Genomic DNA, 24,032 nt, shown 5'->3' with positions numbered 1-24,032 from the left:
CCGGTTGATCATTTTCGATCAGCCAGGCCTCACAATTCGAAGTCTTTGCAGTGTTTAGCGGAAGGTTGTTCCGCCGGCAGCCAACCTGGACGTACCAGTGGCAAGCGCTGGCCTGGTTCCGGTTTGTGCAGCCTGTTTCTTCTGGAACAAACCACGTTTTCCGGCGACCGGCTTGAACGCATCCGTCAAACCGACCACGGTTTCCGCCGCCCCTAACACAAGAAACCCATCATCCGGCAGGGATTTCGCAATCCGGTTAAGAATTTCGGTTTTGGTTTCCTGATCAAAGTAGATCAGAACGTTCCGGCAAAAGACAATGTCGAACTCGCCGATATGAGAAAACTGCTCCAGAAGATTGAGCTTTTTCCACTCGATCATGGCGCGCATGCCAGCATTGATTTGCCACATATCGCCTTTCTGATCGAAGTATTTCAAGAGCAGCTGGATCGGCAGACCCCGCTGAACCTCAAACTGGCTGTAGAGACCTGTCTTGGCTTTCTCCAGAACTTCCTGAGAAAGGTCCGTCCCTAATATCCGGACACGCCATCCGCCAACCTTGGCAGCTGCTTCCTTCAGGCAGATCGCAAGCGAATAAGGTTCCTGACCAGTGGACGCCGCCGCACACCAGATCTTGATCTGTTTGCGCGCAGCACGGTTCTGCAGCATCGCCGGAAGCATCGTTTCCTTGAAATGCTCAAACGGCGTCTTGTCGCGGAAGAAGAACGACTCATTGGTCGTCATTGCCTCAACAACGTCGGTTTCCAGGGTCCGGTTGCCACCTTTTTGCAAAGCCTGAATCAGGTTGCTTAAGGTTTCCAGTTTGGAATTGCGGGCAATCGGCAACAAACGGCTTTCGACCAGATATTGCTTGTCATTCGACAACACCAGACCGGACCGCGTTTTCAGGAAGTTTTTCAGAAAATCAAACTCACTTGGGGTCATCGTGTGTTCCCCTTCAATACGCGAGAGATTTTCGGTCCAATATCCTTCAACGGAAGAACATCCGAACACATGCCGGTTTGTGCGGCTGCTCCGGGCATTCCCCAGACAACGCTGGTTTCTTCATCCTGGGTAATGACGCTACCGCCCCCTGCGGCAATTGTGCGAACACCGCCCGCACCATCGGACCCCATACCCGTCAAGATGATCCCGAGACACGCAGATCCGTAGACTTTCGAAACACTATCGAAGAGCGGATCAACGGCTGGCTTACAAAAATTGACTGGAGGCCCATCATTGAGACGGATTTTTACTGAACCGCCTTCTTTTTCCAAGGTCATATGTTTGCCGCCGGGCGCCACATAAATGTTCCCGGCTTTGAGTTCTTCGCCGTCTTCGCCTTCCTTGGAGGGACGCAAAGCGGCCTTACCCATATGTTCGGCAAGGATTGCGGTGAAGGTTGGCGGCATGTGCTGCGTGATGACTACCGGCACATCATTCATCGCCGTGCCGACTTCTTTCATCACTTCCTGCAGGGCCTGAGGGCCGCCGGTCGACGATCCGATCGCCAGAATACGAGGCCGCACCGAAGCATAGGGGCGCAGCTGGAATTTGCCGCCCGCACCTGCTTGCTGTCCAGCTCCACGAAAGCTTGCCCGTGTATCCACTGCAGGACGGGCGGCGGCTGATGCGGGGCGGGTCGTTGGCTGCGCTGTCCGGCCCGCACGGGTTTCAGCCCGCATCGTCCGCACGGGAGTACGCATGCGTACGGCCCGGGCACCCAATGCCTTGACTTTGTCGACCAGCTCGCGCCGGAAATCGATCGAGGTGGTGACTTCGGACGTAGACTCTGGCTTCGGGACATAATCCGAAGCACCAAGAGACAACGCCTTCAGGCTGATTTCCGCATTCCGGCGGGTCAGCGTAGATGCCATAATCACGACAAGATTGCGTTTCTTGGCCAGCATCAGCGGCAGAGCCGTCAAGCCATCCATTTCCGGCATCTCGATGTCGAGAACAACGACATCTGGATTGCTTTTTTCAATGTCTTCGACAGCCAGCTTGCCGTTCCGCTGCGAACTGACGACCTTAAGGTCTTTGTCTTCCCCGAGCCAACGGGTCAAAAGTCCGCGGATCACGACCGCGTCATCGACCACCATCACTTTAATCGGGTCAGCCCCCGTATTAACCCCAGCGGACACATTTCGTTGTGCAAATGCCATTGAGAACGACCAACTCTGTACTAAATAAGTCCGACTTCCTGAAACTTGGCTTCGACGATTTCCCGATCGAAAGGTTTCATGATGTATTCATTCGCACCCGCGCGAATAGCGCGCGCAATGTGAGCAACGTCATTCTCCGTTGTACAGAAAACAACTACCGGACCTTCACCACCTTCTTCGGCTCGCAAACTGGTCAGGAACTCAAGCCCATCCATAACCGGCATGTTCCAATCCAAAAGGATGGCGTCCGGCATTGTCTTCCGGCATTCGTCTAGCGCCTGCTGACCGTCCTCAGCTTCAGTAATCTCAAAGTTCATATCCTCCAAGATCCGACGGGCCACCTTCCGAATGACGCTTGAGTCATCTACAACAAGGCACTGTTTCATCAGGCGTAACTCCATTATCGGCCATCTTTTGGGCCTGTTATTATGCTGCTGCCATAGGTTCGGTGAACATCGCTCCGAGCAAGCGGTCCACGTCCAAGATCACCATCAACTGTCCATCGAGACGGTGAACACCGCCGGCGATTTCTGCCCAACGCCGGTCGAGGTTTGATGGGTTTGGTTCAGCTGAACTGGACGGCAAGGTCAGAACCTCACCAACCGTGTCGATCACCAGCCCATAACTTTCCTGTTTGTACTCGATACCTACGGCCATCATCTGCTCGTCTTCCAACGGCGGCAAGTGCAGCCGCCGGCGCATGTTGATGGCTGTAACAATGCGCCCGCGCAGATTGAGAACACCCTGAACTTCCGGCGCCGACATCGGCACTCGGGTCACGCTCTCAGGTACAAATACATCATGAACCTGCGAGATAGGCAATCCAAATAACTGGCCACCGATCACAACGGTGACATATTGGATCATGTCGTTTCCGGCACTGTTGTCACCGGCTACTTTGTTCTCCAACACACTCATGCTGCAGCTCCCAACTCACCGGCAAAGATATCTTTCAAGGCCGCAATCAGACCAGGACGGTCGAACTTGGCGACATAGTCATCAAACCCGGCCTGACGGCCTCGTTCGATGGACGCCGGAGTGACCAGTGACGACAACGCCAGGATCGGCATCTGCCGGAAGCGCGGGTCACGGCGGATCGATTCACAGAACTCGAAGCCATTGATCTCAGGCATTTCGATATCGCTGACGATCGCGTGGAACTTGTCACCGTTCTCAAGCAATTCGAAGGCTTGCCCCGCACCGACACAAGTCGTGACATCGTAGCCAGCTGCTTTAAGAACCGGTGTCAGCATGTTTCGGAAGAAGGAGGAGTCATCAACAAAGAGAACTTTCTTCGTCAGTGCCTCGATATCCATTTCCTTACGCATGAACCAGTCTTCAAAGGCCTGCGGGAGATAGAAGCCGAGATCGATGATCTCTGTTGCACGTTCCTTGACGATGGCAGATCCAAGAACACCAGGCCGCTCGGACCCCACTTCGATGTTCATGCGGTCTTCAACAATGTCGACGATTTCATCAACAACAAGACCCATGGAGCGCCCGGCATCGGAGAACACTAGCATCGGCTGTGTGCCTTCCGTCTTCAGGCTGTCGCCCTCGTTGACGTAAACCAGCGGCATGAGTGCACCGCGGTACTGAACGAGGTCCCGGCCGTTGGACCGCTCGATCTTGGAAACATCGAACTCTTCGAGACGTGTAACCAAGGAGAGCGGTACCGCTTTCGGTTCCGGCGCTCCTGCACGGAACAGAAGCAGCGAGATTGCATTCTGGCCAGTCATCGCTTTTTGCTGCAGTTCTTCGTGTTCATCTTCGCCGTGCTCGGCAACCGCGCTGGAAGCATGGCTAGCCATGGCACCGGCGATCCCGTTCGGATCGATGATCATGATCACGGAACCATCTCCGAGGATGGTATTTCCGGAGAACATGTCCAGGTTACGCAGCATAGTGGACATCGGTTTGACCACGATCTCCTCCGTATGGAAGACACCGTCGACAACAACACCGAAGGTCTGGCTGCCAACCTGCATCACCACGATAAAGCCGTTGTCGGCATCGATCGCCTGTTCAACGTTCTCACCTTCATAAATGCCGAGAAGTTGAGACAGGTGAACCAGTGGCAGAAGTTTATTGCGCAAACGCAGAACCGGCGTGTCCTTAATCCGTTCGATCCGATGCTCAGAATTTGTCTGAACACGAACCAACTCGACAACGGACAGCTGCGGAATTGCGAAACGGTCACCACTGGCTTCGACAATCAGCGTGGATACAATCGCCAAGGTCAGCGGGATCTTGATGATGAAGCTTGAACCTTTGCCCGAGACCGAACGTAGATCAACCGTACCACCGATCAATTCGATGTTGTTGCGGACAACATCCATGCCGACACCACGTCCGGAGACACTGGTCACTTCCGCGGCGGTAGAGAAGCCTGCTGCAAAGATGAACTTTTGGACTTGAGCGTCCGTCATCTTTTCGATTTCAGCTTCAGTCGCAAGCCCCCGCTCGAGGATCTTGGCCTTCACCTTGTCGACATCAATGCCTTTACCATCATCGCGCACTTCGATGATGATGTGGCCACCTTCATGGTACGCCGCCAGGGTAATGATACCCTTTTCCGGCTTACCGGCGGCACGCCGGTCTTCCGGCAGTTCCAAACCGTGGTCGGCAGAGTTCCGGACCATATGGGTCAGCGGGTCCTTGATCATCTCAAGGACTTGGCGGTCCAGTTCTGTATCGGCACCGATCATTTCCAGATCGATCGGTTTTTCCAGTTCCTGACTAAGATCACGAACGATCCGAGGCAGTTTCTGCCAGGCATTGCCGATCGGCTGCATCCGGGTCGCCATGACACCTTCTTGCAGTTCGGCAGTGACGTTCGACAGCCGCTGCAGAGGAACCTTAAATTCGCTGTCTTCGTGCCGGCGGACGATCTCCAGAAGCTGGTTCCGTGTCAGCACCAACTCGGACACCATGGTCATCAGGTGTTCAAGCGTATCAACGGCAACACGAATGCTCTGGTTCGAAACACCGCCACCGGCAGCTTTTTTCTCAGCCCCATCTCCGACAGGTTTTGCCTTAGCTGCAGGCTTTTTCTCAGCCGGCTTCTCTGCCGCCTTCGCTGCAACAGGCTCGGCTTTGACCTCGGGTTCGGGCTCCGGTGCAGGAGATGCTTCCAGCTCTTCCTCAAGCACCTCTTCTTCGATACTCTCGGCGACCTCGACTTCGATCTCAGTTTCCTGGAACGCGCGCTCCAGTTCATCAAGAGAAACTTCACCGGGGCGTAGTGGCCGCTCCAGGCTCTGGTCAGGAACATCAATAGCAGGTTCAGCTTCCTCGGCCACGGCTTCGGCTTCTCCGCCGCCAGCTGGCTCTTCAGCTGTGCCGCCGCCGGCCATTGCCGCATCAGCCGCCGCTGACATCTCTTCCAGCTTGCCGATCAGCTCACTGTCATCGCCTTGCGGTTCTTCACCCTCAGCGGCTTCAAGTTCACCTAGAATATCCTTGATCTGGTCAATGGATATCAAAATGAGCGATACCGCATCCTGCGTCACCGGCGCACCGTCACGGAATTTGCCCATGAGAGTTTCAGCGGCGTGTGCAATTCCTTCAAGCCGGGGAAGGCCCAAGAATCCACAGGTACCTTTGATCGTGTGTACCAGACGGAATATGTTGTCTAGAATCGTAGCGTTGTTTGGTTCTTGCTCGAATTTTACGAGCTCCACATCAACAACATCGAGACTCTCATTGGTCTCGGTAATAAATTCCCTGAGGAGGTCGTCCATGGCCTGCTCTCACCCGACTTGTTACTGGTTCCGCACCCTGAAAAGGATGTCTGGACCGGGAAGTCCATGAGAGTAGGTTGGCCTCAAACCGTTAAGATACGCTGAAACAAAAAGATTCTTTTCAGACCTAAGTTATTCAACCGGAAGAGCTGTAATTTTTACGAATTCTTCTTCTTTATCTATTGTTAACCCCATGCCGCATTCCCGAGCCAAAAGAAGACTATAAATCGGCTGTACAGAATGAGCATCAACCCGCTCAGGCTCTTCTCCGCCTAGAGTTTCCTTCATTCCGAGAGGAATTCGCGGATTGAGACCGGCTGCGATCAATTCGAAAGATGGCGATTGTGGTGTGCCAGACATTTCAACCTTGATATCGCCGCCCCGCGGCACACACTGGTTGGCGATTAAGATAAGATTGAGCAGCAGCTTTACATAATTTTTCGGCATCAGATGCCGATCGAGTTGCCAATTTAGATTCGATTTTTCGTTTTCCATAAACCCTGTGGCAACCACTTGGGCATCGCCAAGATCAATTTCCGCTCCGGCAGAACCGGCAGCGCCAAATGCAAGTCGGGCAAACTGAAGTTTCGCAGAGGCTTGGCGGGCACTCTTTCGGATGAGGTCCATGGCGAATTCGCGCATGTCCTCTGACCCTTCCTCATCCAGCACCTCCAAGCCATTGGTAATGGCACCCACTGGAGAAATAATATCGTGGCACACCCGGCTGGCGACCAGGGCTGCTAGATCCAGAGAGGAAAGCTCTTTAAGTGCGGACATGGCTCAGCGTTGCTCTTTATGGATTTATGGAAAGCGATCTGATTCGCAGATCACAAGGTCAGAGTTACACATCCTAAAAGCCGCTGCCAAGGCGCGAGAACGCCGCAATTCCGGCTCATCCAAGTTAATTTGCTGCGTTTTGTGACAGAAATACCTATTGAGACGGCTTATTCGCGAACTTCGAGGGTCGATGAGACGTGTATCACCCAGGCGTGCAGCCGACCTTAGCTGCATTCTCGCGCGCTTCATTCAAGCGCTGGGTTGAACTGACAATAAAGAGGAACCGGTTGACCACCGAATAAAAAAACATCAACCGACCTTCGATAACAGCATAGATGAATGGATTGCCCGCCGTTGCAAACCCCTCCGACAAACCATAGCCGCCACAAGCAGCAAACATGGGTGCATAAGCGTTCGGGTGTAGTTTAAAGGCTTCAAGATTGCCTTTGTTGACAAAGACCCATTCGGTGCCGCCCCATGCATAAGTATGTTCCCGGCTCCCTTTGCGCGGATATCCATCAACGAAATAGCTGACCGGATCATGTCCGCCAATCGCGTAACCGGTGATTGGATCAGGCACAAATCTCTGTGGACGGGCCATGCCTTCCACATTCCAAAGGCAAACAACCATCAACAGGATTGCAGAAAGACACATCCAGGTCTTTTTTTGGGACCAACGTTTCATTGATTCGGCGTAAGCGGTTCTCTTCAATTCAACTGCGAATCAGCACTGTATTCGTTAAGTCTAACACTGAGGACCCGCAGCGCGGCGAGAAAGACACCGCCATTCGGCGGCAAGGAGTTCACTGGATGACATATCTGTCCCGGCATTTTTTCACCCTCTTGTCTATGGCTGCAGTGATTTTCATGATTGCACCGGCTCCCAATTCCGCTTGGGCTCAGGACAGCACTCCCAGCCAAGCGCAACCGGTCAATACCTATGAACAAGACCAAATCCTGCAGACCGGTCATCAGTTTTTCGGCTCCGTATCCGGTGGATTGGCTTCAGTCGTTGAAAAAGCCTTTGCCAGTTATGGCGAACCAAACGGCTATATCCTAGGAGAAGAAGGGTCCGGCGCATTTGTCGCTGGCGCACGGTATGGCGAGGGTCAGCTCTATACGCGCAATGCCGGCAATCACAAGATTTTCTGGCAAGGACCGTCACTCGGTTTCGATTTTGGTGCTGATGGAGCCCGAGTCATGATGCTCATCTACAATCTGCCCAGCGTCGACCGGGTCTATGACCGGTTTTCCGGTGTCAACGGGTCTGCTTATTTGGTCGGTGGCGTTGGAATGACGGTTTTGTCAAAAAATTCAGTTTTTGTTGTTCCCATCAAAGCTGGGGTGGGCGCCCGTCTCGGCCTCAACATAGGTTATCTCAAGTTTACAAAGAAACCGACTTGGAACCCCTTTTAGGGCCATGACCCACATATAATATTGCAAGACACCTCCCTTAGAGGAGACTTGGCTATTATTTATAGGTCATCTAATGATGGTGAAACGTATTGAGCGTTAGAAGGCGATCTGGGAGCCTGATGTGATAGAAGCGGCGATGTATGTGGCACTCGGGTTTTGCACTGCTGGGCTGCTTTGCCTTGCAATTCTGCCAGCCTTTTATCGCCGCGCCGCCCGGCTGACCGAAGAAGCACTGCGCGCCGTCAATCCATCAAGTTACGCTGAAGTCCGGGCCGCGCAGGATCAGGTACGTGCACAACATGCTGTCGATTTGAGGCGTGTTGAACGCCAGTTGGAAGTTGAGCGGGAAAAGGCAGCCGAACGTCACATCGAAGTCTCGCGCTTAAAAACTGAGATCGATGCGTTGGGGCAAGCTCATCAATCCGAGCTGGCCGGCCTCAAGTCTGAAGTTGACGCAAAAACAAACGACGAAAACGCTATCGACCTTCTATCCGCGGAGATCACTGCACTTAAAAAGAAACTCGCCGACGCTGAGCAGGCTTTGGCTGAAAGCTGGTCTGAAAACCAGTCCAAAAAGGATGCGAGCGCAGCTGACAAGAAAGATGACGATTGGCTTCCGGCAGCAGATACGATGTCGCTCGCAACAATTACAGGCTTGGAAGCGGAGGTCGCCACCCTAAAGGCCAAACTCGCGAAATATGAACCTTCCGCCGCCGGAGAACTGGACAACGAGCGTGCAGAAACGGCAAGAACAAAACTTGCAGAACTAGAAGCGCAGCTGGTCGATACAGAATCAAAATTCATTACGGCACAGGCAGAAGTCACCCGGCTGTCACTGCAGCTGGAAGCAAGCGACATAAAAGAAAGTGATCTGCAGAAACATCTGACGAGCCAGCTGGAGGCCTTGGCAACCGAAAACGCCAAGCAAATAACCCAACTCAAGGCCAAGGAGCACACTGTCCAGCGCCTGACTGGTCAAATCGGGAAATTGCAACAAGATCTGGCCGCCACCCCGGGGCTGACACAGATCCGCCAGGATTTCCGTCATCTGGTGACGCAGCTATCGGGCAGCGCCAAAAAGACAGCGCCCGCGAAACCTGCCCCAAAAGCAGCAGCCTCCGCCACACGTTCCGACACTCCGGCCGACATGAAACCGAAAAAGCGCGTGCGCCGACCATCTGCTCGCACACAGCCCCCTCAGGCAGAAACCGCCCCCCCGGCGAAACCAGCAGACCCATCATCGACCGCAGATATCGCGTCTGCTGCAGAAGCTCTCGTCAGCCGGATCGTTGCCTCAAATCGCAAGTCAGACGGAAAAACGGCTCAGCCAGAAGAGCAGGTCGAAAATAAGACAGAAGTGGCGTCTGCCGATACTCCGGCGGTGAAGGGAGTAAAGACGCGCCGGAAACCTCGGGTTACAAAACAAAAAAACAAAGATGTCGCCTAAGACTCGCCCCCTGTGCCGCAGCTTGACGCAGGCCACTGCATCTTTAATTGAAACAACTGACCTTCCTGCCGACTGGACACTTTCCTCATGCTGATTGAACGCCACAATGCGATTTTGGAACTGGCCCGCCAATTGGGCCGTGTCAGCGTTGAGGATCTGGCAAAACGATTTGAAGTCAGCCCGCAAACGATCCGGAAAGATTTGAACGAACTATGCGAACGCCGCCTGCTCGCACGAACACATGGCGGCGCACTTCTATCGTCCGGTATTGAAAATGTGGGATACGAAGCCCGCAGGATCATCTCCAGCAAAGAGAAGGCTGATATTGGCTCCAGCGTTGCCGCCCTCATCCCAGATAATGCATCCATCTTCATCAACATCGGCACGACGACTGAGGCTGTGGCACAGGCGCTGCTTCAGCATCACGGATTGATGGTGATCACTAACAACATCAACGTGGCCAGCCTGATGCGCGGCTATTCCCAGATCGAAGTTGTTGTTGCCGGCGGTGTCCTGCGCCATGCCGACGGCGGTATTGTTGGAGAAGCCGCCGTGGATTTTATGCGCCAATTCAAGGTGGATTTTGCTGTTATTGGCGCATCGGCGATCGATCCGGATGGTTCCCTGCTCGACTACGACTACCGGGAAGTCAAAGTCACCAAGACGATCATGGAAAACGCACGGCATGTGATTCTGGCTGCCGACAGCACCAAGTTCGAACGGACCGCACCCGTCCGCGTCGGGCATCTTTCTCAGGTAACTACCCTGGTCACCGACCGCTGCCCCAGTCCGGAATTTGCAGAGATCGCCGCTGAATCTGACACGAAACTCATCGAAACGGAAAACCCAGAGACCAGTTGATCGGGCGGAAAGTCTCGCCGCACGGCATAGCACCTGCCGAAAGGCGTGGATTGTGTTTATTCTACATTTAGAAGAAGAATGGCACGCCCAAGGGGAATCGAACCCCTGTTTCCGCCGTGAAAGGGCGGCGTCCTAACCGCTAGACGATGGGCGCGCAAGCTCGAGAGACGTTGTTCCTCAAGCCGAGGACCGTGCGTATAAATGGGCTCAGCGCCGGACGCAAGCCCCTTGCGTCATTTTTTTAGCAACAAGCTGTTTATAACCACTATCTGCCAATAAAGGCTGTCCGGCCCAACAGTTTTCCGTTGGCCGGGTCAAAGCGAAGCAAGGCTGTTGTGGTCCCTTCGCGGACAAGAACCAGCATCATTCCATCGGCAAGTGTGACCTGAAGAACCTCTGCATCTGGCCCAACATTCACGCTTTCTGTGAACGCAATGCCGTAAGGATCTGCTTCATAGGAGTTGATCTTATAAAGGATTGCTGCAAAGACAGCGATGAACCCAGCAAACATGATCAGGGACGAGCCAAGCAGCAACCGCTTCAGCTTTGCTTGTACCCGCTGGGTAGCAGGATCCAGAGGCGCTTCTTCCGGACCTTCATCCCGGTAATCAGGTTGAGACATGACAGAATTTTCCCAAGACGATCCGGCCGGCGATGACACGGATTTCACTATGACGGTTGAGCCTGACGACGCTGGCAAACGAATTGATGCCGTACTTGCAGCGCATCTGGAAACGTTGAGCCGGAACAGAATTCAAGCTCTGATCAAGGCTGGTGGCGTTTCCATCGGAGGCGCGAAAATAGTGGAGCCGAAATTCCGGGTCAATGAAGGTAATGAGATTACTTTGGTCTTACCGGAACCGGAAGACCCGGAGCCCAAAGGCGAAGACATCCCGTTGTCGGTCGTTTTCGAGGACGAGCACTTAATCGTGATTAACAAACCGGCCGGACTGGTTGTTCATCCCGGCGCCGGTAATTGGACCGGCACTCTTGTCAACGCCCTCATCCATCATTGCGGCGACAGCCTATCTGGCATTGGTGGTGTGAAACGACCCGGTATCGTGCACCGGATTGACAAGGACACTTCCGGTCTTTTGGTCGTTGCCAAAACGGATCAAGCTCACCAAGGGCTTGCAGCACAATTCGCCGACCATGGTCGGACGGGTCCGCTTGAACGGGCCTATTCGGCGCTCGTTTGGGGCGCGCCATCCAGCCTCAAAGGCACCATTGATGCCAATCTGGCACGCTCCCAAGCGAACCGCCAGAAGATCGCCGTTGTAAAAACAAGCGGACGCCAGGCCATTACCCATTGGCAAGTTAAGGAACGATTTGGCCCCTCAGATCAAGCGGCTCTGGCGTCGCTCATGGAGTGCCGCCTGGAGACTGGCCGCACCCACCAAATCCGCGTTCATATGGCTCATATCGGCCATCCGCTCCTGGGAGATGACGACTACGGATCCGGCTTCAAAACGAAAATCAACCGGCTGGATGAGCCCCTGAAAAGCCTGGTCGGCGATTTTCAACGTCAAGCATTGCATGCCGGTTTGCTCGCTTTCGAACATCCGATAACAGGAAAAACTTTGCGTTTTGAGAGCCCATATCCTGAGGATTTTGCAAAGCTTTTGTCTGCATTACAAAAATTTTAGGAAGCCATTCCGCTTTCTGGCCATGTAATCGGCAAATTCCAACCTATATTATGAGTTCCCGTGTGCCGGAATGGACATGGGATGTGCATTTGGCGTGCCCGTTTTCTTTGTCTGCGCTTTGCGGGGCAATCAGGGTCGCCGAGCGAATTTGACGAAGGGGGGTGCATTCAATGGCCCAAAATTTACCGACGCTCACCGCAGGTGAAGGTGGTCTCAGCCGATATCTGGATGAGATTCGCAAGTTTCCGATGCTCCAGCCGCAGGAAGAGTACATGCTCGCCAAGCGCTACAAAGAGCATGAGGATCCGCAGGCTGCCGAACGTCTGGTCAATTCACACCTGCGCCTCGTCGCCAAAATCGCTATGGGTTACCGTGGCTACGGATTGCCGATCGGCGAAGTCGTGTCAGAGGGCAATGTCGGCCTGATGCAGGCGGTCAAACGTTTTGAGCCGGACAAAGGATTCCGTTTGGCGACATACGCCATGTGGTGGATCAAGGCAGCGATCCAAGAGTACATCCTGCGGTCCTGGTCCCTGGTCAAAATGGGCACGACCGCCAACCAGAAACGGTTGTTCTTCAATCTCCGCCGCCTGAAAGGCAAAATCCAGGCCCTGGACGAAGGCGATCTGAAACCGCATCAGGTCAAGGAGATAGCCACCCGTCTTGGCGTGTCTGAGGACGAAGTGGTGTCGATGAACCGGCGCCTCGGCGGCGATGCCAGCCTCAACGCACCGATCCGGGCCGAAGCCGATGCCGGCGAATGGCAGGATTGGCTGGTGGACGAAAGCGACAGCCAAGAAACTCTGCTCGCCAACCAGGAAGAGCTGGACATGCGCCGGAAGATGCTCAGCGATGCCATGAGCGTCTTGAATGAGCGAGAGCGCCGCATCTTCGAAGCCCGCCGTCTGTCTGAAGATCCAATGACCCTGGAAGATCTTTCCGGTGAATTCGGTGTCAGCCGCGAGCGTGTCCGCCAGATCGAGGTCCGCGCCTTCGAAAAGGTCCAAAAGGCTGTCCGCAGCAGCGCGCGGACGATGGAACCACAGCCGGTCGCTTAAACGTCGGCAGAAATAAGCATCACAACGCCGGGTCAACAGCCCGGCGTTTTTTATTCGGAGAACGGCCGTCCACTTGCTCCCTCTCCACCCACGTCCTAGGTTTGCTTGATTTTCAAAAAGTCAGGCCCGTATGACCTTTCAGATCAAAGCCATTTTCTCCCGCCGTGGTTTTGTCGCGTTGACTGCGACGCTCGTCCTCATTCTCATGACCGGTCTGAGGATTGCCAATCCGGATTTTCTTGTCGCGGTCCGGGAGCTGACCTTCGACTATTATCAGCGGTTCCAGCCCCGCGACTATCAACCGGCACCCGTACGTATCGTCGATATTGACGAAGCGTCCATCTCGGATATCGGGCAATGGCCGTGGCCGAGAACCAAGATCGCCGAACTGGTCGATGTTTTGATGGAGCTTGGTGCTGCGACCGTTGTTTTCGACGTCATCTTTCCGGAGCCAGACCGGACATCTCCGACACAAATTCAAGCATCCTTGCCGGCTGGAACACCGGATCATGTCATAAATTCGCTGCAGGATTTGCCCGACAATGACGGGTTTTTGGCCGAGACAATTGCCTCATATCCGGTCGTTCTTGGCTTTGCGATTTCAGACAAATCGACAGGACGTGTTCCGATAAAAAAAGCCGGAATGGCCTATGGCGGCGCTGATCCTGTAACCATCCTCCCTCCGTTTCCCGCTGCGGTTCCCAGCCTCGATATTCTTCAGGAAAGCGCCAGCGGCGTTGGCTCAATTTCTGTGTCTCAAGACGACCGCGACGGTGTCATCCGCCGGGTACCCCTCATCATGAGCGATGGGACAAGTGTGTATCCAGGGCTGGCCACCGAAGCCTTGCGGGTTGCGCAAGGCGCCAGTGGACTGATCGTGCGCACAACAAGTGCCAGCGGTGAGATCGACAGCGGCACACCGGCCATAACCGATTTGAAAATCGGCGCTTTCACAGTTCCAACCACCGCCACCGGTGAAATCTGGGTTTACTACACCCCCGATCGACCTGACCGGTACATCCAGTCAAAAGAACTGTTTGCTCGGGACAAACACGCAGACCTTGCACCGCTGATTGAAGGCCATATCGTGTTGGTGGGCACATCGGCTGCCGGCCTTCGCGACATCCGTGCAACGGCTCTTGGGGATTTGGTACCTGGAGTCTCTGTCCATGCCCAGGCGTTGGAACAAATGATTAATGGTCAGTTTTTGAACCGGCCGGATTGGGCCGAGGGCCTGGAGACCCTAACAACGATCCTGACCGGTTCGCTCTTCATTCTGATTTTGCCGATGATTGGCAGTCTTGGCACCGCGATGATCGGTGTGGCAGTGACAGCCGTTCTGATTGGCGGCTCGTTCTATTTGTTTCTGGAACATGGCCTGCTGATTGATCCAATTTTTCCGAGCCTTGCCGCCTTCATGGTTTTTGCTGCCGCCACTGCGATGCTCTATTTTCTTACCGAGCGGGAAAAACGCTTTGTGCGCCAGGCCTTCAGCCAATACCTTTCACCTGATCTTGTTACTCAGCTTGAAAAGACCCCGGATCAATTGACGCTCGGCGGAGAAATCCGGCCGATGACTATTCTGTTCATGGATATCCGTGGCTTCACCCCAATCTCAGAGCAACTTACACCGACAGAACTGGTCGCTTTCTTGAACACTCTCCTGTCGCCTTTGTCCGATGCCATCCAGGCGGAAGGCGGCACGATCGACAAATATATTGGCGACAGCATCATGGCGTTTTGGAATGCGCCATTGGCGGTCCCAGATCATGCCGAAAAAGCCTGCCGCGCCAGCCTTGCGATGCTCAAGATTGTCGAGGATCTCAACGCTCGGGACGCGTTCGGGTTCAAAGCCCGCGATCTCAAGGCTCAGACGGTTAAGATCGGCATCGGCCTGAACAGCGGCGATGCCTGTGTCGGCAATATGGGTTCAGAACGGCGCTTCAATTATTCGGTGATCGGGGATGCGGTGAACGTCGCCTCACGAATTGAATCGAGTTGCAAGGCGGTGGGATCTGAACTGTTGGTTTCTGAAGAAACGAGAGCACAGGCGCCCGAGCTTGCCTTTTTGGAAGCCGGCGAAATTCCGCTCAAAGGCAAAAGCGAACCGGTTCGCCTTTATGCTTTGATCGGCGATGAAACTTACGCCGCAACTGAAGACTACCGGAAACTTGCCCGTGTCCATGACGGTCTGACGTCTGCGGTCAAATCCGGCGAGACAAGATCTGCAGAAATGGAACTCGCCGTCGCCCGCAAACTTGCGCCGGCTCTGAGTACTTTTTTCGACCGGTTTGAAGACCAAATATCTGAAAAAACAAAACTCTAAACAGCAACAGCGCCACGTCCTAAGAAGTGGCGCTGCCTGACAACGTGGGCTTTAGAAGCTGTATTCGACAAAGTCCGTGTTGCTAAAGGCCTGGATGCCGGTCAGTGACGTCACGTTGTCGAATGTCATGATTTGCGAGCGGCTCGCTGTCGTACTCCAGTCCGCATCGTACCAAAGCTCGCCCCTGCCGGTCGTAGAGTTGTGCACCAGCACATAAGCAGCAACGGCAGACCCGGTATTATTGGTCATATCCGTTGTGGACTGCGATGTTTGCAATTCAATCACGGTATTTGCGGCACCGCCGCCGATGGTCGTGACCGTCGATACGTTGGTGACATAGTCGGCTGTGCTCAGTGTTGCTCCAGCCTGGGTGGCTGTCGTGTTGCCAAAGTTGATCTGGTTCAGACCAATCTTGTCGGTCCCCACGGTAAAGTCAGTGATCCGGTCAACTGCATTGTTGTAATGCGCATGACGGAATTGATCCGCCCCGCCATTACCGGTCATGACATCGGCACCGCCCAATCCATAAATGATATCCGCCGCCGAGCCGCCCTGGATCGTGTCTGCAGCGGACGATCCAGCGATCCGCAAGACACCGGTGAAGCTGCTGGCATCTGCATTTACACCCGACGAGAAGCCGTAGACCTGCTGTCCGTTTGCAAGGGACGTCCCCGCGTCAGCATTGATGGTCAAAGCGTGAGACCCGGAAATGTTGACGTTTGCGACATTGCTGTTTTCGATACCGTAGGAGTTGTCGTTCGTCGAAGTTCCTTTGATCAAGTTGGCATTGGTTTGCGTCCCCGACGACAGTGTACTGCTGAGATTGAGGGTGGAGACATTTGTTTCCAGCCCGATCCCGGATACATCGTTGTTGTTGTTGTTGGACGTTATTGCCACTTCACCATTGGTTGCGCTGGTCGCTCTGAGTTCCAGATTTGCCGTCGTGCCGGCGGAGTTACCAGACAAGCGCAACCCTTCGTCACCACCATAGGTGATATCTGCCGATATCGCGATTGAGTCCGTGTTCTCAATTCCGGACATGGTTGCCCGGTTGGTCGCTGTGGCGGTGCTGAAAAGGAACGAGTTGATACTTGTGAAGTTCGATGCCGTGAAGCTCCGAGCCCCGGTGATATCTTCCAGAACCTCAAAATTCGTCGCCGCATTCACAGTCGACGTTGTGAGGGTGTTTATGTTCGACGTCGCGAGAGTGTCAGTGCCACCGTTGCCATTCAGCGTCGTTGCCGAGTTCACCGTGTTGTTGGCCAGCAAAATCCGGTCATTTCCGCTGCCGCCTGTGAAGGAAAAGCCGGACGACGTCGACCCACTAGCGTTGATGTTCAAAGCGCCGGTAAAGGTGCTTGCGTTCACGGTTGTTAGCCCGGCGAAGTTCTGATGCTCGGTGAGCGTCAAGTCAGCATCACCGGATACATTGACGGTTGTCAGCGTCATTCCACCGCCATTCCCAGCCGTGCCAAGCGACACGGTTGATGCAGCGGTGGAGCTGGTTATGTTGGCGACTTCAAAACTGGTATCAATGTTGCCGCTGGTGTCTACCGTGCTGAAATGCGCAGAACTTGTGGAATCACCAGACCCATTCAGCTGAAGGGAAAATGAATCCGAAGTCCCTGTACGGGATGTTGCACCGGAGTAATTGACCGCAAACAAACCCTTTGAGGTTGTCATCGCTGCGGTTGCGCTCGAATCGACGTTGATCAGCATGCTGTTGCTGCCCCCCGTCCCTGTTGAGCTCAAATCCGTAACTGTCGTTTCACCCTGGATATTCTGGAAGTTCCAAATGAAGCTATTGGCAGATGTGGACTGATTTGTAACGTTGAAGTTCTCCACGCCGGTCGAAACAGAATCTACCGTATTGCCGTCGGTGCTGGTGACCAGCACGGTCATAGAGTCTGTGCCGGTATCACCGGACAAAACATCCGCGTTTGAGTAGGTCGTCGCATTCCCAGTGGGGTCATACCGGCCGGTATAAGCATCATCTCCAGTCGTGCCAGTCGTATCTTGTGACGGAGACGTGGCACCTGGAATATCGGTATTCGTGGTTAGAACGATAGTATTCACGACCGGTTCCCCACCGGTCGGGCTGATAAAATAAGCCTGGCCTTCGTTTGTTGCGTTCAGGGTGGTCGTGAGAATGTTTATTTCTGTCTGATTGGACGAATAGACATGACCGTTTAACGCCGGCACGAACAATCTGAATACGCCAGAGGTGTATCCAAGATCAGCGCTTTCTCCCCGGCTCACATACCAGGCAGCGTCTAATTGTTTCACCCAGCCGGTTGCGGGGAGTACAGACTGTTCAAACTCATCTGCCGTAAACAAATACCTGCCGGACGATGGGTTGAACCACCGCTCAACACCGACCAATCCGGTAGCCGCGGTCGTAACAGCATCAAAGGCTTTGCCTTCATTTAGCCAAGTCGGATTCTGCGCAGCGATTACAGCACGCTCCGTATCGCCTGACGCAAAGTAATGCGAACCAGTCGCGGGATTAAAAAAGCGATAAATAGCAGTCATAGCTTCCCCCAAAACTTCAATTTTAGATGAATATGATTCAATATTAGGGGAATTCACTTAGAAAGATAGAAGAATTTTTTCGTGAAAGACTCATTTCTGAAATTCGATTCAAATTGATGGAGAATCTGCAAAAAAATTTCCCCGATACAGTCATTTGTTAAAATGATTTTTTTGAGAGCCACCCACTGTAAATATTGTGAATTAAAACATATAAATCAGAAGTTTACGGGACAGATGACGTAATGGAATGCGATTTTTTTCTGCGTTTTAAGCTAGAAATAACAACAATCGAAATACGTGAAAACTTCACAGGATTCCAATTGCAATTTTAACAATAGTCACGGAACTCACGTTCCCGTGATCAGAGAAAAACATCCTGAGCACCGGTCGCCCTCGCCCGGTTCATTGGTTATCGCATTGGATTTGGGCTCACCTAGGCCGTGTGGACACCGGCAGGCCATCGCTGGCGTATTTGTCTAAGATTAGAAGGCCTTAGCTTCTCATTTATTGACATCAAAGTGGCAGCACGGAAGTTTCCAAGCGCTGCCACGATATTGTTCAGCCTTAGCGGATTTCGACCGCGTAGCTTTCGACTGGAACCACCTTGGAAATCAGATTGTTTTCCGCCATGAACTCGGCAAACCGCTGATACCGGCCGGCATCCAGAGCAGACGGGCGTTTTGCAAAGCGCGGAAGGGTATCGGCCCAGGCCCGTTTGTTCAGTTCATCATTGAGGTTCGGATAAGCTTCAATGAACGCGTTCCAGGCTTCGTCCGGATGGTTTGTCAGATAGATGGTCGCAGCTTCGACGGCAGCCATGAATTTTTCAAACCGCGGATCGTCCGTCTTGTCCTTATGAACCACATAGATCAGCTCATCAAAGATCGGCACACCGTTTTCTTCCGGATAGAATGCCTTGCCTTCCTTGCCCTCGATTTCAATCTGAGTGAGCTCAAAGTTCCGGTATGCACCGATGACAGCATCAACCTGACCGGACATCAGAGAGGGTGACAGTGCAAAATTGACGTTGATCAGTTCAACGTCCTCAACCGTCAGATCAACAGAGCGCAACATCTGACCGAGCATGGCATCTTCAAAACCGGACACAGAAAAGCCGATCTTTTTGCCCTTCAGGTCTTTCAGCTCCTTGATCGGACCGTCTTTCAGAACAATCAAAGAGTTCAGCGGGGTTTCAACCAGTGTCCCGATCCGCTTCAACGGCAGGCCCTCTTCGATCTGCGCATGCAAGGTCGGCTGATAGGAGATCGCGATGTCTCCCTGCCCGGCGGCAACCAGCTTTGGCGGCATTGCAGGATCAGCCGGCTCAATCAGTTCAACTTCCAGACCTTCGGCTTCAAAGAAGCCCTTGGTCTGCGCCGTGATGACTGGAGCATGATCCGGGTTGGTGAACCAATCCATCAATACCACTAGTTTATCAGCGGCTTGGGCTTGTGCCGACGCCAGAAGCCCAGCGGCGAAAACAACTGAGAGCAGTGTTTTTTTCATTCAATCCTCCAAGGAACAGCAGATCAGTCTTCGACCTGCCAGGGAACAAGAAAACGTGTGAAGTGGTCCACGGCGAACCGTAAGGTCAGCACCATCAAAGCGAGCAGGATCAGGGCCGCAAACATGACATCAGTCTGCATGCGCGCGTTGCTCTGAAGCATGATGAAGGCAAGGCCGCCTTTGGCGCCGACCCACTCGCCGACAATTGCGCCTATCGGGGCAAATACGGCAGCAATACGCAGTCCGGATGCAAGCGATGGCAAGGCCGAAGGCAACCGGAAAACCCAGAGTTCTCGCAGCCTTGAAATGCGATAAAGGCGGCTAAGGTCGGCCAATCCAGGGTCCAGGCGCCGCAATCCATCATAGAAGGTTGACGTCACAGCAAAGAAGATAACGAGCACGGCCATCACAATTTTGGAAGCAAGGCCAAATCCCAACCAAAGCACCAAGATCGGCGCGATCGCAAAAACGGGAAGCGCTTGGGTGACCAGGATGGTTGGCATAACTGCGCGTTTTGCCAGGGGAAACAGCCAGATCGTGACTGCCAGCAGGCACCCGGCACTAACACCAAACACAAAGCCAAGCAGAGTTTCAGAAAAGGTGATGCCTGCATGATGCAGCAGAAATGCACCTTGGTTTTGAAACACATAGAATACCCGTTCCGGGCTCGGCAGCATGAAGGGCGGAATTTCAAACAGATGAACAAGTCCAGCCCAAATAAGAACTGCGACAGCCAGCCCGGCACACCGTTTCAAGAGAAAATGCACGACTGTCACAATGCGTCTCCGCAACGAGGGAGGCATTGATGGCATCGTTCATAATCGCGTTCATAGGCCATATTCATGGCCCACGACTTGCGCTTAAGCGCACAAGCAAACATATGGATCTCCCGTCTTCGGCGCATACCGAAAATGACATTGGAGATCCGGGAAGAGGCTAAGGTTTCCGTCCCTTCGCCGGCATGACCCGGATCAGGTTCTAAGGGTTCGGCAAGAAGCCATCTCAGTTCCGGTTTCCGGAACACCCCTCGGACCAAGCGGGACAATGCCCCGCTCTTCATCAAAATGCAAGCCCATCTCTTCGCGCTCGCATCACAGATACTCGTCTGGCTGGATTAGCCAGCTTGCCAGGCAGCGACGGCTTTTTCTACGGCGTCCGCACCAGCGGTTCCTTTTTCGAGGGTCAAGATACCCCTCTTGCCGTTCTCATAAAGCATCGGGATATCAATCCAGCCGCGTTCCCGCAGGAGCGCCAAGTTCCGCTGCTGCTCATTCGGCAGACTTGACAAGGCGATCCAGAAGAAACCCGGAGACACCTTTACAGAGGCGCCGATCAACGCATCACCCCGCGCTTCTTCGGTCGGCTTCATGACTAGGCCTGGCACATTGACGATATCGCCGGCGGAAAAGTTCTCCGGGAACTCATATTTGATCTCGACCAAGTGACTCGCTGGCAGCGACGTATCATCGTTCGGCTTAATCCGGATATCGACTTTCACGTCCCGCTCCGGAATTTCAACAGAGGCGCTCAGAACCGACTGTGCTTGGCCACCCAGACCTGTTTCCTCGCCCAGTGTCCAAATGACGGCGCCTTGTGCCGCCGTGCCAGCTGCGCTGGCGTCCGCACCTTCTTCATAGAGAATTGACCGCTGCGCGCCCGTGTCGGCAGCCTCAGCGGATGGTTGCTGCGCAACTTGCGGCGGCGTGACTGCCGCCAGGCTGTCCTGCGGCACTGGATCGCCAACGCCAGCGACGGGCCCGCTTTCTGATGCCGGCTGTTCTGCAGAAGGTGAGCTCTCCACATTTGTGACGATTGACGGCTGGCTCGGCGTTACTGGGGCAGCCGGTTGCGGGTTGATCGTCGTAGTGGTTACGCTGCGCGCGTCCGATGCTACAAAATCATCTTCGTTTTCATTCAGCAAACGGTCGGTGTTTTTACCGGCATCAGCATCGTCTTGCGGAGCAGGTGTCTCGTCGACTGGTTGAACCGCCGGTACTTCAGGTTTTTCCGGCTCAGGTGTCGTGTCGGTGACAACAGCAGTTTGCTGTTCCTTCGGCTCAGATACCGCTGTTTCGGTTGAAGTATCGCCTGAAGGGCCAGGCAGCAGAAAATAGGCTGCACCGCCAAGAATGAGGATTACGGCAGCCGCAGCTGCGGCAATTGGAACGAGCCGGCTTTTGCCTTCACCGCCCTGCAGCGCCTCAGATGCCGACAGTTTTACGCGGCTTTTCCGAGCATCCATGCCCGGCTCAGTAAGACCGGCGGTTGCGGTTTCCAGAGCAGCATCTTCATCCTCAAACAGCGCAGAGCTCTCAGGCTCCGGCGCAGTTTCCTCAACCGCGGACTGATGCTGTGGAGGCTCTAAATCTTCAGGTGCAGCAAAAGCAGATGAAACCGGAGCTGCTTCAGCAACACTGGCGTCTGCAGCTGTCGCGGCGGGCACTTCGGCTGAAGTCGCAGGTACGTCGGCCACCGGCGCCTGAACCGGAGGACTGACCGGTGCCTCAGCCTGAATGCCGGCAGGCTCATGTGCAACAACAGCCGGTTCTGTTGGTGCGGACACAGGAACCGATGGTTCAGATACCGATGCAGATGCACTAACAGCCAGTGGTTCAGAAGACGGGGTAGCAGGCGCAGCCGGAGTTGCAGGAGCTGCTGATGGAGGTGGTTCCAGTCCTAAGCTCGCCCGGGCAGCTTCCGCTTCCACCTTACGGATCGCTTCTTCCAGGCGGAGCTGTTCGGCTGTGATTTCCGAAGGCGACAGGGGCGGTTCATAGGCTTTTAGCTGATTGACGATGGCATTGCGCGCGCGGCTATAAACACTCCGGCGGGCGGCCCCGTTGCTTTCGGGCAAGGACGCGATCGTTTTCTTTAATATCGAATAATAATCAGCCATCTTCCTGCCTACTGGCCAACTGCGCTTTTGCGTCTCTTGGCTCAGGTTTGCGATCACTCTGTGACTTATAGCAAGTTCTAGAAGAGTTATCCGCCTTCTTTACACCCTGCCCGGCGGCACGCGCAATCGATACTCCACCACGACTTTCGTTCCAGAACACTGGAACTCAAAACTCCGTTTGGCGCGCCACGAATCGCGGCGCCCCATTTCTACTTCCCAGTATTGTTCTGTTTACGGCAAATATCTCAATCCTGGAAAGGATTCTGCACAAGAATTGTATCATCCCGCTCCGGGCTGGTGGACAGTATCGCGACCGGTGCACCAATCAATTCTTCAACGTGGCGGACATATTTGATCGCCTGCGCCGGCAACTCGCCCCAGGTTCGAGCGCCTTCAGTGGATTCTTTCCAACCCGGCATTGTTTCGTAAATCGGCTTAACCCGTTCCTGCGCACCTTGAGAAGCAGGCAGATAGTCGATCCGCTCGCCATCCAGTTCATATCCAACGCAGATCTTGATTTCTTCAAGACCATCCAAAACGTCGAGTTTGGTCAAGGCAATACCATTGATGCCGGAGGTGCAGACGGTCTGGCGCACCAGAACAGCGTCAAACCAGCCACATCGGCGGCGGCGGCCGGTCACCGTGCCAAATTCATGACCACGGGTTCCGAGGAACTCTCCAACTTCGTTTTCCTGCTCGGTCGGGAAAGGACCTTCGCCAACGCGTGTGGTGTAAGCCTTGGTGATTCCAAGAACATAATCGACTGAACCTGGGCCAAGGCCACAACCTGTCGCAGCTTGTCCGGCGACTGTATTGGAGGAGGTTACAAACGGATAGGTGCCGTGGTCGATATCAAGAAGCGCGCCTTGCGCCCCTTCAAACAGGATCCGCTTACCCTGGCGGCGCTGTTCGTCCAGCAGATACCAGACTTTGTCCATATACGGCAGGACTTTGTCGGCAACACTCGTCAGCTCTTCGAAGATAACGTCGGCAGCGACTTCATTTTGTCCAAGACCACGGCGGAGCGCATTGTGGTGCGACAGCAGGCGGTCAATTTTTGCCGGAAGCGTGGTCAGATTTTTCAGGTCCATCAGACGGATCGCCCGGCGGCCAACCTTGTCTTCATACGCCGGGCCGATGCCCCGTTTGGTCGTACCGATTTTTGTACCGGTGTTAGAGTTTTCGCGCAGCGCGTCCAACTCGCGGTGCAGAGATAGGATCAATGTAGCGTTTTCAGCGACCCGGAGGCTCTCCGGAGTTACAACAACTCCTTGTTCTCCAAGCCGTTCAACTTCTTCTGCCAGTGCATGCGGGTCCAGAACCACACCATTGCCAATCACCGACAACTTGCCCTGGCGCGCAACACCGGACGGAAGCAGGGAGAGCTTGTAGCTGACGCCATCGATGACGAGTGTATGCCCGGCATTGTGTCCGCCCTGGAACCTTACAATGACATCGGCTTGTTCCGACAACCAGTCGACAATCTTGCCTTTGCCTTCGTCACCCCATTGCGAACCGACAACAACCACATTCGCCATCTAGCTTTTGCTCTCCTAAAGCAGGTTCGTGATGCTCAACCGCACCAACACAACAAGCCCCGGACATGGTTCCGGGGCAAACGGCGCGGACTATAGCCATGAATGCCGGGCTGCGCGAGTCTTC

General features: G+C 54.1%; 19 protein-coding genes, 1 tRNA gene and 1 riboswitch. Of the genes, 6 read left to right on the top strand and 14 right to left on the bottom strand.

Going from position 1 to position 24,032, the window contains the following annotated elements:
• Nucleotides 1-54 precede the first annotated feature (54 nt).
• From FJ695_RS07815 to FJ695_RS07785, 7 genes are all read right to left on the bottom strand, one after another.
• A complete protein-coding gene (locus FJ695_RS07815) occupies nt 55-942 on the bottom strand; it encodes a protein-glutamate O-methyltransferase CheR (RefSeq protein ID WP_141184905.1) in 888 nt (295 codons plus the stop codon).
• The gene (locus tag FJ695_RS07810; protein WP_141184904.1) at nt 939-2,162 is read right to left on the bottom strand and encodes a chemotaxis response regulator protein-glutamate methylesterase; all 1,224 of its coding nucleotides are present in this window, start codon (nt 2,160-2,162) and stop codon (nt 939-941) included. The genes FJ695_RS07815 and FJ695_RS07810 overlap by 4 nt, the downstream gene beginning before the upstream one ends.
• 20 nt (nt 2,163-2,182) lie before the next feature.
• Nucleotides 2,183-2,548, bottom strand: coding sequence for a PleD family two-component system response regulator (locus tag FJ695_RS07805; RefSeq protein ID WP_141184903.1), 366 nt, complete (start codon nt 2,546-2,548; stop codon nt 2,183-2,185).
• Between the two features lie 40 nt (nt 2,549-2,588).
• The gene (locus FJ695_RS07800; protein ID WP_141184902.1) at nt 2,589-3,080 is read right to left on the bottom strand and encodes a chemotaxis protein CheW; all 492 of its coding nucleotides are present in this window, start codon (nt 3,078-3,080) and stop codon (nt 2,589-2,591) included.
• Complete coding sequence (locus FJ695_RS07795) at nt 3,077-5,905, bottom strand: hybrid sensor histidine kinase/response regulator (protein ID WP_141184901.1); 2,829 nt, start codon at nt 5,903-5,905, stop codon at nt 3,077-3,079. The genes FJ695_RS07800 and FJ695_RS07795 overlap by 4 nt, the downstream gene beginning before the upstream one ends.
• A gap of 132 nt (nt 5,906-6,037) precedes the next feature.
• Nucleotides 6,038-6,682: a histidine phosphotransferase ChpT gene (gene chpT, locus FJ695_RS07790; RefSeq protein WP_141184900.1), complete on the bottom strand. Its 645-nt coding sequence runs from the start codon at nt 6,680-6,682 to the stop codon at nt 6,038-6,040.
• Between the two features lie 202 nt (nt 6,683-6,884).
• Nucleotides 6,885-7,337: a YHS domain-containing (seleno)protein gene (locus tag FJ695_RS07785; protein WP_141184899.1), complete on the bottom strand. Its 453-nt coding sequence runs from the start codon at nt 7,335-7,337 to the stop codon at nt 6,885-6,887.
• A 155-nt stretch (nt 7,338-7,492) separates the two neighbouring features.
• On the opposite strand from FJ695_RS07785, the gene FJ695_RS07780 reads away from it, so the two are divergent.
• From FJ695_RS07780 to FJ695_RS07770, 3 genes are all read left to right on the top strand, one after another.
• Complete coding sequence (locus tag FJ695_RS07780) at nt 7,493-8,098, top strand: DUF1134 domain-containing protein (protein WP_141184898.1); 606 nt, start codon at nt 7,493-7,495, stop codon at nt 8,096-8,098.
• 121 nt (nt 8,099-8,219) lie between these two features.
• Entirely contained in the window at nt 8,220-9,545 is a 1,326-nt protein-coding gene (locus FJ695_RS07775) for a hypothetical protein (protein WP_209010963.1), read from the top strand.
• An 87-nt stretch (nt 9,546-9,632) separates the two neighbouring features.
• On the top strand, nt 9,633-10,406 hold the full coding sequence (locus FJ695_RS07770; RefSeq protein ID WP_141184897.1) for a DeoR/GlpR family DNA-binding transcription regulator: 774 nt from the start codon (nt 9,633-9,635) through the stop codon (nt 10,404-10,406).
• A gap of 79 nt (nt 10,407-10,485) precedes the next feature.
• Here FJ695_RS07770 and FJ695_RS07765 read toward each other — a convergent pair.
• Nucleotides 10,486-10,560: transfer RNA gene (locus FJ695_RS07765), tRNA-Glu, on the bottom strand.
• 111 nt (nt 10,561-10,671) lie between these two features.
• A complete protein-coding gene (locus FJ695_RS07760; RefSeq protein WP_141184896.1) occupies nt 10,672-11,028 on the bottom strand; it encodes a hypothetical protein in 357 nt (118 codons plus the stop codon).
• On the opposite strand from FJ695_RS07760, the gene FJ695_RS07755 reads away from it, so the two are divergent.
• The 3 genes from FJ695_RS07755 (at nt 11,027) to FJ695_RS07745 (ending at nt 15,436) form a co-directional block, all read left to right on the top strand.
• Nucleotides 11,027-12,052, top strand: coding sequence for an RluA family pseudouridine synthase (locus FJ695_RS07755; protein ID WP_141184895.1), 1,026 nt, complete (start codon nt 11,027-11,029; stop codon nt 12,050-12,052). The genes FJ695_RS07760 and FJ695_RS07755 overlap by 2 nt on opposite strands.
• 170 nt (nt 12,053-12,222) lie before the next feature.
• Nucleotides 12,223-13,110: an RNA polymerase sigma factor RpoH gene (rpoH, locus tag FJ695_RS07750; RefSeq protein WP_141184894.1), complete on the top strand. Its 888-nt coding sequence runs from the start codon at nt 12,223-12,225 to the stop codon at nt 13,108-13,110.
• Nucleotides 13,111-13,240: 130 nt separating this feature from the next.
• On the top strand, nt 13,241-15,436 hold the full coding sequence (locus FJ695_RS07745; RefSeq protein ID WP_141184893.1) for a CHASE2 domain-containing protein: 2,196 nt from the start codon (nt 13,241-13,243) through the stop codon (nt 15,434-15,436).
• A gap of 51 nt (nt 15,437-15,487) precedes the next feature.
• On the opposite strand, the gene FJ695_RS07740 is transcribed toward FJ695_RS07745, so the two are convergent.
• The 5 genes from FJ695_RS07740 to FJ695_RS07720 all read right to left on the bottom strand — a co-directional run bounded on the left by FJ695_RS07740 (nt 15,488) and on the right by FJ695_RS07720 (nt 23,908).
• On the bottom strand, nt 15,488-17,968 hold the full coding sequence (locus FJ695_RS07740; RefSeq protein ID WP_141184892.1) for a hypothetical protein: 2,481 nt from the start codon (nt 17,966-17,968) through the stop codon (nt 15,488-15,490).
• Nucleotides 17,969-18,532: 564 nt separating this feature from the next.
• Complete coding sequence (locus FJ695_RS07735; RefSeq protein ID WP_141184891.1) at nt 18,533-19,474, bottom strand: ABC transporter substrate-binding protein; 942 nt, start codon at nt 19,472-19,474, stop codon at nt 18,533-18,535.
• A gap of 23 nt (nt 19,475-19,497) precedes the next feature.
• The gene (locus FJ695_RS07730) at nt 19,498-20,151 is read right to left on the bottom strand and encodes an ABC transporter permease (protein ID WP_247653853.1); all 654 of its coding nucleotides are present in this window, start codon (nt 20,149-20,151) and stop codon (nt 19,498-19,500) included.
• A 254-nt stretch (nt 20,152-20,405) separates the two neighbouring features.
• Nucleotides 20,406-20,512: riboswitch (TPP riboswitch) on the bottom strand.
• Between the two features lie 76 nt (nt 20,513-20,588).
• Nucleotides 20,589-22,370: a hypothetical protein gene (locus FJ695_RS07725; protein WP_141184889.1), complete on the bottom strand. Its 1,782-nt coding sequence runs from the start codon at nt 22,368-22,370 to the stop codon at nt 20,589-20,591.
• 245 nt (nt 22,371-22,615) lie between these two features.
• Nucleotides 22,616-23,908 carry an adenylosuccinate synthase gene (locus tag FJ695_RS07720; RefSeq protein WP_141184888.1) on the bottom strand — a complete coding sequence of 431 codons (1,293 nt, stop codon included), beginning with the start codon at nt 23,906-23,908 and terminating at the stop codon, nt 22,616-22,618.
• Between the last annotated feature and the right edge of the window lie 124 nt (nt 23,909-24,032).

This window comes from Labrenzia sp. PHM005, assembly GCF_006517275.1.
Classification (GTDB): domain Bacteria; phylum Pseudomonadota; class Alphaproteobacteria; order Rhizobiales; family Stappiaceae; genus Roseibium.
The sequence above is the reverse complement of the archived record's forward strand: the minus strand, read 5'-3'. Positions and strand labels throughout refer to the sequence as shown.